An 18303-nucleotide genomic window follows, 5' to 3' on the forward strand; every position below is an offset into this window, starting at 1 on the left:
AATGTAGGAGTGAGCCTGCTCGCGATAGCGATATGTCAGTCGACTTATTGTCTCCTGACAGACCGCTATCGCGAGCAGGCTCACTCCTACATTGATCTCTGCTTATGCAGTGAGTGCCCGGTTATTTCTTCTGTAAATTGATAGAGAAAGGAGTGACACCATGCTGGTGATGCGCCCCGCGCAAATGGCTGATCTGGGCGAGGTACAGCGTCTGGCTGCGGACAGCCCGATTGGTGTCACTTCCTTGCCGGATGACGTTGAACGCCTGAGCGACAAGATCGCCGCGAGCGAAGCTTCGTTTGCCGCTGAAGTCAGCTTCAACGGTGAAGAGAGCTATTTCTTCGTCCTCGAAGACATCGCCACCGGGAAACTGGTCGGCTGCTCGGCGATCGTGGCGTCGGCGGGTTATTCGGAGCCGTTCTACAGCTTCCGCAATGAAACCTTCGTACACGCTTCTCGCGAGCTGAAGATTCACAACAAGATCCACGTGCTTTCCCAGTGCCACGACCTGACCGGCAATAGCTTGCTGACCAGTTTCTATGTGCAGCGCGAATTGGTCGGTTCGCCTTGGGCGGAGCTCAACTCCCGTGGCCGTCTGTTGTTCGTGGCCAGCCATCCGGAACGCTTTGCCGATTCCGTGGTGACCGAGATCGTCGGTTACAGCGATGAAAACGGTGACTCGCCATTCTGGGATGCCATTGGCCGCAACTTCTTCGACCTCAACTATGCCGCTGCCGAGCGTCTGTGCGGGTTGAAAAGCCGCACGTTCCTGGCCGAGCTGATGCCGCACTACCCGATCTATGTACCGTTGCTGCCGGATTCCGCGCAAGAAGCGATGGGCCAGGTCCACCCACGGGCGCAGATCACGTTCGACATCCTGATGCGCGAAGGCTTCGAGACCGATCACTACATCGATATTTTTGACGGCGGTCCGACCCTGCATGCGCGGGTTTCAGGGATTCGTTCGATTGCCCAGAGCCGCCTCGTACCGGTGAAAATCGGTGAGCCGGTCAAAGGCGCCGGTCGTCAGTACCTTGTGGCCAACGCCCAGCTGCAAGATTACCGCGCGGTACTGCTCGAGCTCGATTATGCGCCGGGCAAACCCGTGGTTCTGGATCTTGAAACAGCCGAAGCCCTGGGTGTCGGTGAAGGTGCCAGCGTGCGCCTGGTAGCGGTTTAGCGACCGCTGCACTGCCTGGAAAGAATGCCTAGAAAGCAGCGAAGTTTTGCGGGTGGCGTGAGTGGCCCGTTTGAGGAGATAGCATGATCGTTCGTCCCGTACGCAGCAGCGATTTACCCGCTCTGATCGACCTGGCCCGCAGCACCGGCACCGGCCTGACTACCTTGCCGGCCAATGAAGAACGTCTGGCCCATCGGGTCGGCTGGGCCGAGAAGACCTTTCGCGGCGAAGCCGGGCGTGGCGATGCGGACTACCTGTTTGTCCTCGAAGATGACAATGGTCGTGTCGTCGGCATTTCTGCCATCGCCGGCGCCGTTGGCCTGCGTGAGCCCTGGTACAACTTCCGGGTTGGCCTGACGGTCAGTGCTTCGCAAGAACTGAACATCTATCGCGAGATCCCGACGCTGTTTCTGGCCAACGACCTGACCGGCAATTCCGAGTTGTGCTCGTTGTTCCTCCACGCCGATTACCGCAATGGCCTCAACGGCCGCATGCTGGCCAAGGCGCGGATGCTGTTCATTGCCGAGTTCCCGCAACTGTTTGGCAACAAGATCATTGCCGAGATGCGCGGTGTGTCCGACGAAGCCGGGCGTTCGCCATTCTGGGAGAGCCTGGGCCGTCACTTCTTCAAGATGGAATTCAGCCAGGCCGACTACCTGACGGGTGTGGGCAACAAGGCGTTCATCGCCGAACTGATGCCTAAATTCCCCCTCTACACCTGCTTCCTGTCGCCTGATGCGCGCAACGTGATCGGTCAGGTTCACCCGGACACCGAGCCGGCGCTGTCCATGCTCAAGAGCGAAGGTTTCAGCTATCAAGGTTACGTCGATATCTTCGACGCGGGCCCGGCGGTGGAATGCGAAACCGGCAAGATCCGTGCGGTGCGCGACAGCCAGGCATTGGTGCTGGCCATCGGCACGCCCGGTGATGACGCCACGCCGTTCCTGATTCACAACCGCAAGCGCGAAGACTGTCGAATTACGGCTGCACCGGCACGCTTCGCTGCCGGCACATTGGTCGTCGATCCAATGACCGCCAAACGCCTTCAACTCAACGCTGGCGACCAAGTGCGCGCCGTACCGTTGTCTGCTGCTCGGGAGTCGAAATAATGAATTCGCTATACATCGCAGGTGAGTGGCTGGCCGGTCAGGGCGAAGCCTTTCAATCGTTGAACCCGGTGACCCAGCAAGTGCTGTGGGCGGGCGAGGGCGCCACGGCTGCTCAGGTTGAGTCGGCTGTGCAAGCTGCGCGACAGGCGTTCCCGGGCTGGGCCCGTCGTACCCTCGACGAGCGCATCACGGTGCTGGAAGCCTTTGCCGCGGCCTTGAAAAACCACGCTGACGAACTGGCCCGCTGCATTGGCGAGGAAACCGGTAAACCCCTGTGGGAGTCGGCGACCGAAGTCACCAGCATGGTCAACAAGATTGCGATTTCGGTGCAGAGCTACCGTGAGCGCACCGGCGAGAAGAGCGGCCCGCTGGGCGACGCCACCGCCGTGCTGCGCCACAAGCCGCACGGTGTGGTCGCGGTGTTCGGGCCTTACAACTTCCCCGGTCATTTGCCAAATGGTCACATCGTGCCGGCGCTGCTGGCCGGTAACAGCGTGCTGTTCAAGCCTAGCGAGTTGACCCCGAAAGTCGCCGAACTGACGGTGAAGTGCTGGATCGAAGCGGGTCTGCCCGCAGGCGTGTTGAACCTGCTGCAGGGCGCTCGCGAAACCGGTATCGCCCTGGCGGCGAACCCGGGCATCGATGGGTTGTTCTTCACCGGATCCAGCCGCACTGGTAATCATCTGCACCAGCAATTTGCCGGTCGCCCGGACAAGATTCTTGCGCTGGAGATGGGCGGTAACAACCCGCTGGTGGTCGATGAGGTGGCTGATCTTGATGCGGCTGTTTACACCATCATCCAGTCGGCATTCATTTCCGCCGGTCAGCGTTGCACATGCGCTCGTCGCTTGCTGGTGCCGCAGGGTGCCTGGGGTGATGCACTGCTGGCACGTCTGGTGGCGGTTAGCGCGACCATCGAAGTCGGTGCGTTTGACCAGCAACCTGCACCGTTCATGGGCTCGGTCATTTCCCTTGGCGCAGCGAAAGCGCTGATCGATGCACAGGAACATCTGTTGGCGAATGGCGCCGTGGCGTTGTTGGAGATGACTCAGCCTCAGGCCCAGGCCGCATTGCTGACCCCAGGCATTCTGGACGTGACGGCGGTGGCCGATCGTCCTGACGAAGAGCTGTTCGGGCCGTTGTTGCAGGTGATTCGCTACGCTGACTTCGAGGCGGCGATTGTTGAAGCCAACAACACCGACTATGGACTGGCGGCCGGTTTGTTGTCGGATTCCGAAGCGCGTTACCAACAGTTCTGGCTGGAAAGCCGTGCGGGTATCGTCAACTGGAACAAGCAGCTGACGGGTGCTGCGAGCAGCGCGCCGTTTGGTGGCGTTGGCGCTTCGGGCAACCACCGCGCCAGTGCTTATTACGCAGCAGATTACTGCGCGTACCCGGTGGCTTCGCTGGAAACGCCGAGCCTGGTGTTGCCAGCGACCCTTACGCCTGGCGTGAAGATGGCGTGATGCCCATCGCGGGCAAGCCCGCTCCCACAGGTTCGGTGGCGTTCACATATCTTGTGTACGACGCAATAACTGTGGGAGCGAGCTTGCTCGCGATGGCCGCAACCCGGTCTAAAAGAACAGTTACCTGAAGCCTATACAACAGATTCTCGTGGAGCCTCGCTGATGAAATCCTATGAAGTCAATTTTGACGGTCTAGTGGGGCCGACCCATAACTACGGCGGTTTGTCCTACGGCAACGTCGCGTCCCAGAGCAACAGCCAGCAATCTTCGAATCCGAAGGAAGCCGCCCTGCAGGGCTTGGCGAAGATGAAAGCGCTGATGGAAATGGGCTTCCAGCAAGGCGTTCTGGCACCGCAAGAGCGTCCTGATGTGGCGGCGTTGCGCCGGTTGGGTTTCAGCGGCACCGACGCGCAAGTGATCGAGCGTGCTGCCAAAGAGGCGATGCCATTGCTGGTCGCCAGTTGCTCTGCGTCGAGCATGTGGGTGGCCAACGCCGCCACGGTCAGCCCAAGTGCGGACACTGCAGACGGGCGTGTGCACTTCACGGCTGCCAACCTCAATTGCAAATATCACCGCAGCATCGAGCACCCGACCACCAGTCGCGTGCTGGGCGCGATGTTCGCCGATCAGAAACACTTCGCACATCATGCTGCGTTGCCGGCGGTTGCGCAGTTCGGCGACGAAGGGGCTGCCAACCACACCCGCTTCTGCCGCGAGTACGGTGAGGCGGGCGTCGAGTTTTTCGTGTTCGGTCGCAGTGCGTTCGACACCCGTTACCCGGCCCCGCAGAAATATCCCGCGCGCCAGACCCTCGAAGCGTCTCAGGCGGTTGCGCGTTTGCACGGCTTGAGCGATGACGGTGTGGTGTACGGCCAGCAGAACCCTTCGGTGATCGATCAGGGCGTGTTTCATAACGACGTGATTGCGGTGGGTAACGGCGAGGTGCTGTTTTATCACGAGGACGCGTTCCTCGACACCGAGCAGATGCTGGCTGAATTGCACGGCAAACTCGCGAAAGTCGGCGGCAAATTTCAGTCGATCTGCGTACCGCGTTCTGCCGTAACCGTCGAGGATGCGGTTCGGTCCTACTTGTTCAACAGTCAGCTGCTGACACGTCCGGATGGCTCGATGCTGTTGATCGTGCCGGAAGAATGCCGTGGCAACGAGCGTGTCTGGCAGTACCTGCAAAGCCTGACCAGCTCCGGTGGCCTGATCCGTGAAGTCAAGGTTTTCGACTTGAAGCAAAGCATGCAGAACGGCGGTGGCCCGGCTTGCCTGAGGTTGCGTGTTGCGCTGAATGAAACCGAACTGGCGGCGGTCAACCCAGGCGTTATCATGACGGCACCGTTGTACGGCACGCTGACCGAATGGGTCGACAAGCACTACCGCGACCGCATGACCGAAAACGATCTTGCGGACCCGCAATTGTTGCTTGAGTGCCGGACGGCACTGGATGAACTGACGCAAATCCTTAAACTGGGCGCGGTTTATCCTTTCCAGATCAATTGAACGTCGAGAGCGAAAAAAACATGAGCGATACCCTGCAGCTGATCCTTGAAGACACCGACGGCACGCAACTGGAAACTTCCTGCACCCGCGTCGCGGTCATTTGGCAAGGCAAAGAGCTGTGGATTCAGCACGATGGCCGTGGCCAACTGCTGATCGGCGTGGACGTGGAAGAAGGTGACGCTGAATACGCAAACCTGCTGCTGCGCCCATTGGCGACTAATCTGGTAAGTCTGCAACTGGAAATGGAGCCGGCTGAAGTCGGTGACGAAGACCACGTGCACGGCCCGGATTGCGCACACGACCACTAAGGAAACGCTCTATGCTCGCCCTCGGCAAATTGCTTGAACTGACCCTCGCCGGCCGTGAACCGGCGGAGAAGACTCAACTGACTGTCGAAGGCGTGCGGATGCGCTGGTTGAGCGAAGGTGCGCTGGAAGTCCGACCACCTGAAGCCCGCGACAACGGCATGGACGTGCTGCTGTCGGCCGGCATCCATGGCAACGAAACAGCGCCGATCGAGTTGCTCGACCGCCTGTTGCATGACATCGCCCGCGGCGATTTGAAGCCGCGTGCACGTATTCTGTTCCTGTTCGGCAACCCGGATGCGATTCGCAAAGGCGAACGCTTCATCGAGCAGGACGTCAATCGGCTGTTCAACGGCCGTCACGAACAAAGCAGTGGTGCCGAGGCCCTGCGCGCCTGTGAGCTGGAGCGGCTGGCGGCCAGTTTCTTCAGCCTGCCGGATCGCAGCCGTTTGCACTACGATCTCCACACGGCGATTCGCGGCTCGAAAATCGAGCAGTTTGCCTTGTACCCCTGGAAGGAAGGTCGCCAGCATTCACGCCTGGAGCTGGCGCGCTTGCGTGCCGCCGGGATGGAAGCCGTGCTGCTGCAGAACAAGCCTTCCATCGTTTTCAGTTCCTACACCTATGACAAGCTTGGCGCCGAGTCTTTCACGCTTGAATTGGGCAAGGCGCGACCGTTCGGGCAGAACGACGGGGTCAACGTTGATCTGTTGGAAACCCGTCTTCAGCAAATTATCGAGGGTAATGAGCCGCCGCTCAGCGAAGCTTCGCTGGAGGGGTTGCAGTTGTTCAGCGTGGCGCGGGAAATCATCAAGCACAGCGATAGCTTCCGCCTGAACTTGCCGGCCGACATCGAGAATTTTACGGAGTTGGAGGTGGGGTACCTGCTGGCCGAAGACATTGCCCAGACGCGCTGGATCATCGAGGAGGAGGGCGCCCGGATTATCTTCCCGAATCCCAAGGTCAAGAATGGACTGCGTGCCGGCATCCTGATCGTGCCGACGACCGACGAAAACCTCGCCTAGGCGCAGCACACAACCAACGTGGGAGTGGTTGTGGCGAGGGGATTTATCCCCGTTGGACTGCGAAGCAGGCCCAGGTTTTTCGGGGCGGCTGCGCCACCCGACGGGGCGGTGCGACGTTTCGATAAATCCCTCGCCACGACCCGCTCCCACATTCTGATTGGGGTGAGGTTTAGAGACCTTCACCCCATCACAGGTTTTGTTTAGACCGCTACCGCACGCGGCTCAGTACGGCGCAATGCACGTATCTTGTGCAGCGTATCCGCGCAGGTCTTCGCCGCTTCCTGGCCTTTATGCACGAAATGCTCGAAGAAAAATTTGTGATGCAGTTCTTCGCCGGCATGGAAGTGGTGCGGGGTCAGGGAGACCGAGAACACGGGCACTTCGGTTTCCAGTTGAACCTGCATCAGGCCACTGACCACCGATTGGGCAACGAATTCGTGACGGTAGATCCCGCCGTCTACTACCAGGGCTGCCGCGACAATGCCGGCATAGCGACCGGTCTTGGCCAGCAACTTGGCGTGCAGAGGCATTTCAAAGGCGCCGCCGACTTCGAAGAAGTCGATGTCGGATTCCTGATAACCCTGGGCAATCATTTCCGCCAAAAAGCCTTTACGGCTCTGATCGACGATTTCCTTGTGCCAGCAGGCCTGGATGAACGCTACGCGCTCGCCGTGATGGTGTTTGCTTTTGCTATCGATTGCGGTGGGTTGCATGTTCTGACTCCTGTTTGTGTAAAAAACAGGGCATATGAATCGAATGGGATTTAAGGGTACGCGCGCTCGCACTAAGGCATGCGGACGGCCCTTTGGCGCCAATCCCGTTCTCTCTTCATCCGGACTATGACCGTCGGCCCCGGGATCACACCGGGTCTGCTGACCTTGCCGTCATGCACCGCTATTGCCGTGCCTGCCGCCAAGCGCTCGCGGGCTATGCGCATTGCGCGCAATTACCGCCGGTGGGGAGTTGCGCCCCGCCCTGAGAACGTTTTGCCGCCAGATTGTCTGGCGGCGAAGCGTTTTTAACACATATTTCTGACTGGCGCATCGCTGCTATCTGATGATTGCGATCGAGTTTTCAGTTGTGTCGGCGAGACTTTTCCTCGACGCGGGGTTGATTATTCGGCGCCAAGACCGCAGTAATTCCTACATGAAAGGGATTTCCCCTGCTTACCGAGGCCAGATTCATGAGCGTTATCGATCTTCGCAGCGACACCGTCACCCAACCCACCGCCGGTATGCTCGACGCCATGGCCAAAGCGGCCACGGGTGATGACGTGTACGGTGAAGACCCGACGGTCAATCGTCTGGAAGCCGAGCTTGCCGATCGGTTGGGTTTCGCTGCGGCGCTGTTTGTGCCAACGGGCACCATGAGTAACTTGTTGGGCTTGATGGCCCATTGCGAGCGCGGTGACGAATACATCGTTGGCCAGCAGGCACACACCTATAAGTACGAGGGTGGCGGCGCGGCGGTACTGGGTTCGATCCAGCCGCAGCCTATCGAGGTGCAGGCCGATGGCTCGCTGGATCTGGCTCACGTGGCTGCCGCCATCAAACCGGATGATTTCCACTTCGCCCGCACCCGTTTGCTGGCACTGGAAAACTCCATGCAAGGCAAAGTGCTGCCATTGGAGTATCTGGCTCGGGCTCGAGAGTTCACCCGAGAGCATGGTCTGGCGTTGCATCTGGACGGCGCGCGTCTTTATAACGCGGCGGTCAAATTGGGGGTGGATGCCCGGGAGATCACCCAGCACTTCGATTCAGTGTCCGTGTGTCTGTCCAAAGGGCTGGGCGCGCCCATCGGTTCAGTGCTGTGTGGCTCGACGGAACTCATTGCCAAGGCCCGGCGTTTGCGCAAAATGGTGGGGGGCGGTATGCGTCAGGCGGGTCTCTTGGCGGCGGCGGGATTGTATGCGCTGGAAAACAACGTGGAGCGTCTGGCCGACGACCATACCAACGCACAACACCTGGCTGACGGTCTGACAGCCGCCGGTTATGAAGTCGAGCCCGTTCAGACCAACATGGTTTATGTGCAAATGGGCGAAAAAGCCGAGGCGATCAAAGCCTTCGCCGCCGAGCGAGGGATCAAATTGAGTGCTGCCGGGCGACTGCGCATGGTGACTCACATGGACGTCAGTCGTGCTCAAATCGAGCAGGTCGTCGCGACATTTGCCGACTTTTCTCGCAACTGACCGTGTTAGCCGTCCAATTGACTGTTTGTATCGTACAAACACACTGTACCTAGTCACTAACGCCGATATAATGCGGCCCTTTGCCGTCGCTTCGTCTGTTGACGTTTCGCACAGGCCTTTGGCCGCAGCCTCCGTGGAAGAACCTAATGAAAAGCGCAGAAATCCGTGAAGCCTTCCTTCGCTTCTTCGAAGAGCAAGGCCACACCCGTGTAGCCTCCAGCTCTTTGATTCCGGGCAACGACCCAACCCTGCTGTTCACTAACGCGGGGATGAACCAGTTCAAGGACTGTTTCCTGGGCCAGGAAAAGCGCGCGTACACCCGTGCGACAAGCAGCCAGAAGTGCGTGCGTGCCGGTGGCAAGAACAGTGACCTGGAAAACGTCGGCTATACCGCTCGTCACCACACATTCTTTGAAATGCTGGGTAACTTCAGCTTCGGCGATTACTTCAAGCATGACGCGATCACGTACGCCTGGACCTTCCTGACCGATGTCTTGAAGCTGCCCAAGGAAAAACTCTGGGTCACCGTCTATGCGTCGGACGATGAGGCTTACGACATCTGGACGAAGCAGATCGGTGTGCCGGTTGAGCGCATGATCCGTATCGGCGACAACAAGGGCGCGCCGTATGCGTCCGATAACTTCTGGACCATGGGCGATACTGGCCCGTGCGGTCCTTGCACCGAGATTTTCTACGATCACGGCGACCACATCTGGGGCGGCCCGCCAGGTTCGCCGGAAGAAGACGGTGATCGCTACATCGAAATCTGGAACAACGTGTTCATGCAATTCAACCGCACCGCCGATGGCGTGTTGCATCCGTTGCCTGCGCCGTCGGTCGACACCGGCATGGGCCTGGAGCGGATCAGTGCGGTCATGCAGCACGTCCATTCCAACTACGAAATCGACCTGTTCAAGAATCTGCTGAGCGCTTCGGCCGAGGCCATCGGTTGCAGCAATGACGACCAGTCGTCGCTCAAGGTGGTCTCCGACCACATCCGCTCGTGCGGTTTCCTGATTGCAGACGGTGTGCTGCCGTCCAACGAAGGTCGCGGCTATGTGCTGCGCCGAATCATTCGTCGTGCCTGCCGTCACGGTAACAAGCTGGGCGCGACCGGTAGCTTCTTCTACAAGATCGTCGCGGCACTGGTTGCCGAGATGGGTGAAGCGTTCCCGGAACTCAAGCAGCAACAAGCCAACATCGAACGCGTGCTTAAAGCTGAAGAAGAGCAGTTCTCCAAGACGCTTGAGCACGGCCTGAAGATCCTCGAGCAGGATCTGCTGGAGCTCAAAGGTACCGTCGTGCCGGGCGATGTGGTGTTCAAGTTGTACGACACCTACGGTTTCCCGATGGACCTGACGGCGGACATCGCCCGCGAACGTAACCTGACCGTCGACGAAGTCGGCTTCGAACGTGAAATGGAAGCCCAGCGCGTCCGTGCCCGTTCGGCGAGTTCCTTCGGCCTGGACTACAACACGCTGGTCAAGGTTGACGTGGCCACCGAGTTCACCGGTTACAAAGCCACCAGTGGCTCGGCCAAAATTGTCGCTATCTATAAAGATGGTCAGTCGGTCGACGTATTGAGTGAAGGCGAAGAGGCCGTCATCGTCCTCAATCAGACCCCGTTCTATGCCGAATCCGGTGGCCAGATTGGCGATAGCGGTTACCTGCAAGCGGGCGCTTCGCGTTTCGACGTGCGCGACACGACCAAGACTGGCGGTGCATTTCTGCATCACGGTGTTTTGGCCTCGGGCAGCCTGCTCGTTGGCGCGCCGGTCGACACTCATGTTGATGCCGAGGTGCGTCACGCCACCGCGCTGAACCACTCAGCGACACACTTGCTGCACGCAGCACTGCGGAAGGTGCTGGGCGAACACGTTCAGCAGAAAGGCTCTTTGGTCGACAGTCAGCGCCTGCGTTTTGACTTCAGCCACTTCGAAGCTATCAAGCCTGAGCAACTGAAAGCACTGGAAGACATCGTCAACGCCGAGATTCGCAAGAACTCTGAAGTTGCGACCGAAGAAACCGATATCGAAACCGCCAAGCAAAAAGGCGCCATGGCGCTGTTCGGCGAAAAATACGGCGACAACGTTCGCGTACTGAGCATGGGCGGTGATTTCTCCGTCGAGCTCTGCGGCGGTATCCATGCCAACCGTACCGGTGACATCGGCCTGCTGAAAATCATCAGCGAAGGTGGTGTGGCTTCGGGTGTGCGTCGTATCGAAGCCGTCACCGGTGCTGCGGCACTGGCTTACTTGAACGCTGCGGAAGAACAACTCAAGGAAGCGGCCAACCTGGTCAAGGGCAGTCGCGACAACCTGATCGACAAGCTCTCGGCTGTGCTGGAGCGCAACCGTCTGCTGGAGAAGCAACTCGAGCAGTTGCAGGCCAAGGCTGCCAGCGCGGCGGGCGACGATCTGTCGGCTTCTGCGCTGGACGTCAAGGGTGTGAAGGTCCTGGCCGTGCGTCTGGACGGTCAGGATGGCAAGGCGCTGCTGGCGCTGGTTGATCAGCTGAAGAACAAACTCGGCCGCGCAGTGATCCTGCTCGGCAGTGTCCATGAGGATAAGGTCGTTCTGGTTGCAGGCGTAACCAAAGACCTGACTGGCCAACTCAAAGCCGGTGATTTGATGAAGCAAGCCGCTGCGGCAGTGGGCGGGAAGGGCGGTGGTCGTCCAGACATGGCGCAGGGCGGTGGTACTGACGCTGGCGCACTGGACGCGGCATTGGCCCTGACTGTTCCGTTTGTAGAGCAGGGTTTATAAGGCAACTGTTTCCGGTCCGCAGTCTAGTGGCGGACCGGAACGCTGTTTGAGTGATTTTTTTGGGCGCCCTTCATGGGCAGAGGCGGCTTTGAAATGGCTTTGATCGTACAGAAATTTGGAGGCACCTCGGTCGGCACTGTCGAGAGAATCGAGCAGGTCGCCGACAAGGTTAAGAAATTCCGCGATGCCGGCGACGACCTGGTGGTTGTGCTGTCTGCAATGAGCGGCGAAACCAACCGTCTGATCGATCTGGCCAAGAAAATCAGTGGCGACGGCCAGCCGGTTCCTCGTGAACTGGACGTGATTGTCTCGACTGGTGAGCAGGTGACGATTGCACTGTTGGCCATGGCGCTGATCAAGCGCGGCGTGCCAGCGGTGTCCTACACCGGCAATCAAGTGCGGATCCTGACAGACAGTGCGCACAACAAAGCGCGTATCTTGCAGATTGATGACCAGAAGATTCGTGGTGATCTGAAAGCAGGGCGTGTGGTGGTTGTCGCCGGTTTCCAGGGCGTCGACGAGCACGGCAACATCACCACACTCGGTCGTGGCGGTTCCGACACCACCGGCGTGGCGCTGGCAGCGGCCTTGAAGGCGGACGAATGCCAGATCTACACCGATGTCGACGGCGTCTACACCACAGATCCACGTGTGGTGTCCGTGGCTCAGCGCCTGGACAAGATTACCTTTGAAGAGATGCTGGAAATGGCCAGCCTCGGTTCAAAGGTGTTGCAGATCCGTGCGGTGGAATTCGCCGGGAAGTACAACGTTCCGCTGCGCGTACTGCACAGCTTCAAGGAGGGGCCGGGCACCCTCATTACTATTGATGAAGAGGAAACCATGGAACAGCCGATCATTTCCGGTATCGCTTTCAACCGCGATGAAGCCAAGCTGACTATCCGTGGCGTGCCAGACATCCCGGGCGTTGCGTTCAAGATTCTTGGTCCGATCAGTGGCGCGAACATTGAAGTCGACATGATCGTGCAGAACGTCGCGCACGATAACACCACTGACTTCACCTTCACTGTGCACCGCAATGATTACCAGGCGGCGCAGACGGTGCTGGAAAAAACCGCTAGCGAGTTGGGTGCCCGTGAAGTCATCGGCGACACCAAGATTGCCAAGGTGTCGATCGTCGGTGTTGGCATGCGTTCTCACGCAGGCGTCGCCAGCCGGATGTTCGAAGCACTGGCCAAGGAAACGATCAACATTCAGATGATCTCGACCTCGGAAATCAAAGTCTCCGTGGTGATTGAAGAGAAGTATCTGGAACTGGCTGTGCGCGCTCTGCACACGGCTTTCGAACTGGACGCGCCGGCCCGTCAGGGCGAGTGATGCGTTTGCCAAAGGGCGCGGTCTGACCGCGCCTTTTGTTTTCTTGAATGGCGTGACTCGAGGCTGTTCTTTTGCTCGCGCTGGTCAATACTCAGGCATGTAGGACTTCGACCATTTTGGTTGTAGGTCGAGTGCCTCTTTTTTTGCAGACTGCTGTCCCTGAAATGTAATGCGTGAGGAGAAAGGTATGCTGATTCTGACTCGTCGGTGCGCAGAAAGCCTGATTATCGGTGATGGCGAAATCACCGTAACCGTGCTCGGCGTCAAAGGAAATCAAGTGCGTATCGGTGTCAACGCCCCGAAAGAGGTTGCGGTCCACCGTGAGGAAATTTACCTGCGTATAAAGAAAGAGAAGGACGAAGAACCAAGCCATTAATTTTTATCGCTTTTTATGTTTGCAAACGGGGAAAAGGTTGGTTAAGATACGCCCCGTGTTGCGGAGAGCTGGCCGAGTGGCCGAAGGCGCTCCCCTGCTAAGGGAGTACACCTCAAAAGGGTGTCGGGGGTTCGAATCCCCCGTTCTCCGCCATTATTTGCGTAGTACGTTGTAATCTGGCTTCTTCGGTAAGTTGTTGAAATTACTAGAAAAAGTGTTTGACATAGAGATTAGACGGCCTATAATGCGCGGCAACAAATGCACTCGTAGCTCAGCTGGATAGAGTACTCGGCTACGAACCGAGCGGTCACAGGTTCGAATCCTGTCGAGTGCACCATTTAAGAGTTGTTTGCAGTAATGCGAATGACTTGGCTCCAACCAGTTGTGATCTGGTATAAAAACACACATGCACTCGTAGCTCAGCTGGATAGAGTACTCGGCTACGAACCGAGCGGTCACAGGTTCGAATCCTGTCGAGTGCACCAAACAACAAAAAGCCCGCTTTTAAAGCGGGCTTTTTGCCGTCTGGGATTTGGCTTTTCCTTTTGTGCATCCTTTATCGTCAAACACGATTTGCGCGCTGCGACCACGCTTGTCGTTGTAGCGATACCTAATAGCCGAATTACGAATAGTGATCTTGTCCGGTTTGCCCAAGGCGCTTTCCACCTCCTGCTGGGTCATGCCGGCGACTATGCGCTGATTGATGATCGCTGCACGTCTCTCGCGTGCGCTTAGCTGATTTCCACATTTATCCTCGGCTTGGCCGACGATCGTCAGATTCCTCATCCCGGTGGTGCTTGTCCTGTCGCGGGCATCAGCTTCCGGCAGCAGTGCCATCGTGGTACTTGGCATGGAAGTGCGCACCTCCTGTGTTGAGAAGTCCTCGCCGGCGTTACAGCTCAATGTGGTGAAGGTGATGCTTCCGTCCGGCGCCTCGCAGCGGTGAATGGTCACTGCAAGCGCTGTCTGGGGAAGGCAGAGTAGAGCGGCCAGCAAAAAATAATGTCTGTTCGAAAGCATCAATCGTCCTCCTTGACGGTCCTATTGCAGGGTAGTCGCTACATTTTCCGGCGAGGGTGTGTTTTCTTTTCCGAATGAGTCGTCGCAGATTGAATGGATCAGGGCATCACTCAGGTTTGTTCTGCAAGCGCTTGTTTCAACCGCGATTTTTTAACGTTTAAAACCTTCGGGCGGTGTATCATTGCGCCCGTCAGCCCCGCCGGGGCTTGTGGAAAACCTCCATGGACTTACCCAGTAGTTACTCAGTACCCCATTTTTCCAATCATGAATTGACTGATTGATGCTTCCGGCGTGCCCCGCTGCTGGGAGTGGAGTTCGCCTATGTCTGAAGTAGAAGTAAAGAAAACGCAAGAAAGCCTGCAAGACCGCCTCGCTCAAGTCGTTGAGCTGCTGCATCGTCAGCGAGTGGTCGAAGACCTGACTCATCGCCAGGAAGGTCCGCATCACGAACGGGTCGAGAACCTTGTTCACCGTCAAAACCTCGTCGAGCTGCAACGCAAGCTCGATGACCTGCACTCCGCCGACGTCGCCTACATTCTTGAAGCTTTGCCGCTGGACGATCGTTTAACGCTCTGGCAATTGGTCAAGGCCGATCGCGACGGTGACATCCTGCTTGAAGTGTCCGACTCGGTTCGTGAAACCCTGATCGCCGACATGGACGATCACGAGCTGTTGGCGGCAGCCAAGGACATGGACGCCGATGAATTGGCGGACCTCGCGTCCGAGTTGCCGAGAGACGTCGTTCACGAGCTGATGGAAACTCTGGATGGTCAACAGCGTGAGCGCGTTCGCTCCGCGTTGTCCTACGACGAGGAACAAGTCGGTGCGCTGATGGACTTCGAGATGGTGACAATCCGTGAGGATGTCAGTCTTGAGGTGGTTTTGCGGTACCTGCGTCGCCTCAAAGAGTTGCCAGGTCATACGGACAAACTGTTCGTCGTGGATTACGACGGCGTGCTGAAGGGCGTTTTGCCCATTAAGCGTTTGTTGGTCAACGATCCGGACAAACAGGTCGCGGAAGTCATGGCCAGCGATCCGGTAAGTTTTCATCCGGATGAAGATGCCTACGATGCTGCTCAAGCATTTGAGCGTTACGATTTGATTTCGGCCCCCGTGGTCGATAAGAACGGTAAGTTGATCGGCCGTCTGACCATCGATGAAATGGTCGATCTGATTCGTGAGGAGAGCGAAAACGAAGTTCTCAACATGGCGGGTCTGCGTGAAGAGGAAGACATTTTCGCGTCGGTCTGGAAGTCCCTGCGTAACCGTTGGGCCTGGCTCGCGGTTAACCTGGTTACTGCGTTCATTGCCTCACGAGTGATTGGTCTGTTCGAAGGTTCCATTGAGAAGCTGGTAGCACTCGCGGCATTGATGCCGATTGTGGCCGGTATTGGCGGTAACTCGGGTAATCAGACCATCACTATGATTGTCAGGGCGATGGCGCTGGATCAGGTGAGTACAGGCAATACCTCGCGATTGATGCGCAAGGAGTTGGCGGTCGGCCTGATCAATGGCTTGGTTTGGGGAGGCGTCATTGGCATCGTGGCCTACCTCCTATATGGGAGCTGGTCCCTGGGGGTGGTCATGACTGCTGCCATGACACTAAACCTGCTGCTTGCCGCATTGATGGGGGTGTTGATACCCATGACACTCGCTCGATTAGGACGTGATCCTGCAATGGGAGCGAGTGTCATGATCACTGCCATGACCGACAGTGGGGGCTTCTTCATATTTCTGGGCTTGGCAACGATATTCTTGCTCTGACTTACCGTTTTTAAGATCCGTCATTCGGCGGGTCTAATTAGATGGCCAGTCTCACCGAAAAGCCCTGCAAGTTACGCTTGCAGGGCTTTCCTAATTTTTGTCGACGGAACTCTGAATCCAGGACGGCCTCTCTTTGCATGATGAGGGCGCCAAGGTAGTCAAGTATTACAGTGGGCGAGGGGGGCAATGCACCTACCACTGAATTTCGGACAAAAAAAAGCCAGCTTTACGCTGGCTTGGGAAATCAGTTCAATCAGGACGCGTCTGTGGCCATTTCGGCGTCATGGGCGATCAGCGAAACAAGCGCATTTTGCTGGCGATGGGAGAGTTGACGGAAACGTTGCAACAGTTCGCGTTCGTGCAGTGACAGCTCAGGGCTGTCCAGGCGCATGCTGAGTTCTTCGCCCAGCGCACCTTCCTGAATAAGGCTTTGCTCAAGGCGCGCGATGATTTCGGAGTTCATGCTGCGATGATGATTGCGAGCCACTTCGGCAATGCGTTCACGCATTCCGTCTGGCAGACGTACGACGAACTTGTCAGCCGTACGGCTGGAATAAATTGCCTGTTTCAATGGGCGCATATATTTAACCGGTTAGTTCAGGGGAGCGGTTCTCGGGATTGGCCGCAGGATGTCTGATAGGACAAGCGCTCTGGCCAAATGTTCAACCTGAATTGATAGAGGCCCGCATCATGCCTCAAGATTGCCAGTTCGTTGGCGTCAATTCTGTGACAAATATTGAACTGGATAAAGGCGTTCTGCCAGCACCAATCATCAGAAATGCGGACTGGTTTGAAACTTTGACCAGGACTGTCCTGCTGCCGCATCCTCCTGTTTGCAAAGCGATCTCCCAAGCGCCACGGGAAGTCGCTAACTACGCGAGGTTCTGCGAAACCTTACTTTTAGAGAATAGTGGCAAATGGCCGATTCGCTAGTCAAAGGTTCGTGAAGTAGGCAGTTTCAGGATGGATGGCAGCGTTTTATCGAGGCCGCTAGCCGGGGAGGGGGCTTCACGGGAATTCGCGCTGATCAGATACCGTGGCCATAAAATTGGCGCGGTTGATTTGCGATTCTGGATTCATTTTCGGGAGCATTTTGGGCGAGGTCACTCTGGTGGTCCTCGCCTTTCGACGTTGCTGCGAGTGTGTTAGCGAAAAACCGGGTCGAACTTGATCTTACGACCGGCGATCAATGCCAAGATGAACAGCGAGGAAAAAGCGCCGCAAGCAATCAGTGGGACGGTGAGATACGTCTCTTGTGCTGATGAAAAATGGTAGATGCCGCTTATTAGGGCCAGGACGAAAAATCCTGCGGCGGACTTGGACATACTGATGCTCCTGAATGATTCAAAATACCAAGCGATCTGAAGAATGAGTGGGCAACACGGCCGTCCCCTGACTACCGCTTTGAATTCCAAAGCCTGGATCGGTATTCATGACCGCTAGCTGAGGGGCTTTTTGCAGCTGAAGATAATGCGGTATCCGTTGGACGATCGACTCTTCATCCTTCTCGGGTGTGAAAGTGAATCCCAGCAGAAGGGCCAGTGCTATCACGTTCGAAAGAAGAAGGATGTTGTTCATGGGAATGATCTCCGATGCTTTGCAGGTTACTAAAGCAGCCAGCGTGCCAACAGTCTAAATGGGATAAGTCGTTCAAATACAGGGGATTAGGGTTCGGTTGGATGGTTTTGTTCGTGCATTTTGCAATGATGGCTTTTTGAGGGGGGTGTTATTTGCACGACCGGCGACCATCGGCGAATGAGGGGAACATTGCCTACGCTTAAAAAGCATGCGGACGACATGACAAAAGTAGGGTTGCCCGTTAACATGCACGCCGTCGCTGCATGACGCCTCTTGGCAGTTTTCCGGATGACGAATGTCTCAGTAGCTCAATTGGATAGAGCATCCCCCTCCTAAGGGGAAGGTTGGCAGTTCGAACCTGCCCTGGGACACCATGACTTCTCCTTCTGCCGGCCCGCTTCTTGTTCGGTGATGTTGATCAAGATCTCGAGGTTGCTGCAGAAGTCGAAAAGCCCTGCTGGGTTCACTCAGGCAGGGCTTTTTTATGTCTCGCGTAAGCTGTCAGGTCGGATCCCTTCCTTATATAAGGAAGCTATTCGACTTTCTGATAGAAAATCAAAATCAGTGCTTGACGGCAGATTCAGGATGTCTATAATTCGCCCCACTTCCGGCGCAGTCGAAACGGAAAACTCCTTGGTAAACAAAGAGTTACGCAGTTTTCGGCAGTGAGTTGCTTCAGGTCA

16 protein-coding genes, 4 tRNA genes and 1 riboswitch are annotated in these 18303 nt (G+C 57.1%); of the genes, 15 read left to right on the top strand and 5 right to left on the bottom strand.

Annotated features, from left to right (window positions below):
- Window positions 1-160 precede the first annotated feature (160 nt).
- From aruF to astE, 6 genes are all read left to right on the top strand, one after another.
- Complete coding sequence (gene aruF / locus H7698_RS29515) at window positions 161-1180, top strand: arginine/ornithine succinyltransferase subunit alpha (protein ID WP_194693766.1); 1020 nt, start codon at window positions 161-163, stop codon at window positions 1178-1180.
- 83 nt (window positions 1181-1263) lie between these two features.
- Window positions 1264-2289: an arginine N-succinyltransferase gene (astA, locus tag H7698_RS29520; RefSeq protein ID WP_162438704.1), complete on the top strand. Its 1026-nt coding sequence runs from the start codon at window positions 1264-1266 to the stop codon at window positions 2287-2289.
- The gene (gene astD / locus H7698_RS29525) at window positions 2286-3755 is read left to right on the top strand and encodes a succinylglutamate-semialdehyde dehydrogenase (protein WP_194693773.1); all 1470 of its coding nucleotides are present in this window, start codon (window positions 2286-2288) and stop codon (window positions 3753-3755) included. The genes astA and astD overlap by 4 nt, the downstream gene beginning before the upstream one ends.
- A 162-nt stretch (window positions 3756-3917) precedes the next feature.
- Window positions 3918-5264 carry an N-succinylarginine dihydrolase gene (gene astB, locus H7698_RS29530; RefSeq protein WP_194693767.1) on the top strand — a complete coding sequence of 449 codons (1347 nt, stop codon included), beginning with the start codon at window positions 3918-3920 and terminating at the stop codon, window positions 5262-5264.
- A gap of 20 nt (window positions 5265-5284) precedes the next feature.
- Window positions 5285-5572: a hypothetical protein gene (locus tag H7698_RS29535; protein WP_008033108.1), complete on the top strand. Its 288-nt coding sequence runs from the start codon at window positions 5285-5287 to the stop codon at window positions 5570-5572.
- Between the two features lie 11 nt (window positions 5573-5583).
- On the top strand, window positions 5584-6594 hold the full coding sequence (astE, locus tag H7698_RS29540) for a succinylglutamate desuccinylase (protein WP_162438707.1): 1011 nt from the start codon (window positions 5584-5586) through the stop codon (window positions 6592-6594).
- 200 nt (window positions 6595-6794) lie between these two features.
- Here the strand turns inward: astE and H7698_RS29545 are convergent, their stop codons facing one another.
- Window positions 6795-7307, bottom strand: coding sequence for a 6,7-dimethyl-8-ribityllumazine synthase (locus H7698_RS29545; RefSeq protein WP_194693768.1), 513 nt, complete (start codon window positions 7305-7307; stop codon window positions 6795-6797).
- A 102-nt stretch (window positions 7308-7409) separates the two neighbouring features.
- A riboswitch (FMN riboswitch) is annotated at window positions 7410-7581 on the bottom strand.
- A 196-nt stretch (window positions 7582-7777) separates the two neighbouring features.
- Between H7698_RS29545 and ltaE the strand changes: the two genes are divergently transcribed.
- From ltaE to H7698_RS29580, 7 genes are all read left to right on the top strand, one after another.
- Window positions 7778-8782: a low-specificity L-threonine aldolase gene (ltaE, locus tag H7698_RS29550; RefSeq protein ID WP_194693769.1), complete on the top strand. Its 1005-nt coding sequence runs from the start codon at window positions 7778-7780 to the stop codon at window positions 8780-8782.
- A 146-nt stretch (window positions 8783-8928) separates the two neighbouring features.
- Window positions 8929-11547 carry an alanine--tRNA ligase gene (gene alaS / locus H7698_RS29555; protein WP_194693770.1) on the top strand — a complete coding sequence of 873 codons (2619 nt, stop codon included), beginning with the start codon at window positions 8929-8931 and terminating at the stop codon, window positions 11545-11547.
- 93 nt (window positions 11548-11640) lie between these two features.
- The gene (locus H7698_RS29560; RefSeq protein ID WP_162438711.1) at window positions 11641-12882 is read left to right on the top strand and encodes an aspartate kinase; all 1242 of its coding nucleotides are present in this window, start codon (window positions 11641-11643) and stop codon (window positions 12880-12882) included.
- A 187-nt stretch (window positions 12883-13069) separates the two neighbouring features.
- Entirely contained in the window at window positions 13070-13258 is a 189-nt protein-coding gene (gene csrA / locus H7698_RS29565; RefSeq protein WP_002554426.1) for a carbon storage regulator CsrA, read from the top strand.
- Window positions 13259-13320: 62 nt separating this feature from the next.
- Window positions 13321-13411, top strand: a tRNA-Ser gene (locus tag H7698_RS29570).
- A 107-nt stretch (window positions 13412-13518) separates the two neighbouring features.
- Window positions 13519-13595, top strand: a tRNA-Arg gene (locus H7698_RS29575).
- A 71-nt stretch (window positions 13596-13666) separates the two neighbouring features.
- Window positions 13667-13743, top strand: a tRNA-Arg gene (locus H7698_RS29580).
- Window positions 13744-13762: 19 nt separating this feature from the next.
- Here the strand turns inward: H7698_RS29580 and H7698_RS29585 are convergent.
- Window positions 13763-14278 carry a cell envelope protein SmpA gene (locus H7698_RS29585; protein WP_194693771.1) on the bottom strand — a complete coding sequence of 172 codons (516 nt, stop codon included), beginning with the start codon at window positions 14276-14278 and terminating at the stop codon, window positions 13763-13765.
- Window positions 14279-14599: 321 nt separating this feature from the next.
- Here H7698_RS29585 and mgtE point away from each other — a divergent pair, with 321 nt between their 5' ends.
- Window positions 14600-16042 (top strand): magnesium transporter, encoded by a 1443-nt coding sequence (mgtE, locus tag H7698_RS29590; protein WP_162438712.1) that lies wholly within the window; start codon window positions 14600-14602, stop codon window positions 16040-16042.
- A gap of 253 nt (window positions 16043-16295) precedes the next feature.
- Here the strand turns inward: mgtE and H7698_RS29595 are convergent, their stop codons facing one another.
- The 3 genes from H7698_RS29595 to H7698_RS29605 all read right to left on the bottom strand — a co-directional run bounded on the left by H7698_RS29595 (window position 16296) and on the right by H7698_RS29605 (window position 17620).
- Complete coding sequence (locus tag H7698_RS29595) at window positions 16296-16622, bottom strand: Arc family DNA-binding protein (RefSeq protein ID WP_008154293.1); 327 nt, start codon at window positions 16620-16622, stop codon at window positions 16296-16298.
- Between the two features lie 565 nt (window positions 16623-17187).
- On the bottom strand, window positions 17188-17367 hold the full coding sequence (locus H7698_RS29600) for a PA3371 family protein (protein ID WP_162438713.1): 180 nt from the start codon (window positions 17365-17367) through the stop codon (window positions 17188-17190).
- A 19-nt stretch (window positions 17368-17386) separates the two neighbouring features.
- Window positions 17387-17620, bottom strand: coding sequence for a hypothetical protein (locus H7698_RS29605; protein WP_162438714.1), 234 nt, complete (start codon window positions 17618-17620; stop codon window positions 17387-17389).
- A gap of 297 nt (window positions 17621-17917) precedes the next feature.
- On the opposite strand from H7698_RS29605, the gene H7698_RS29610 reads away from it, so the two are divergent.
- Window positions 17918-17994, top strand: a tRNA-Arg gene (locus tag H7698_RS29610).
- Window positions 17995-18303 lie beyond the last annotated feature (309 nt).

Origin of the sequence: Pseudomonas sp. p50(2008) (assembly GCF_015351605.1) — a bacterium.
Taxonomy (GTDB): Bacteria; Pseudomonadota; Gammaproteobacteria; order Pseudomonadales; family Pseudomonadaceae; genus Aquipseudomonas.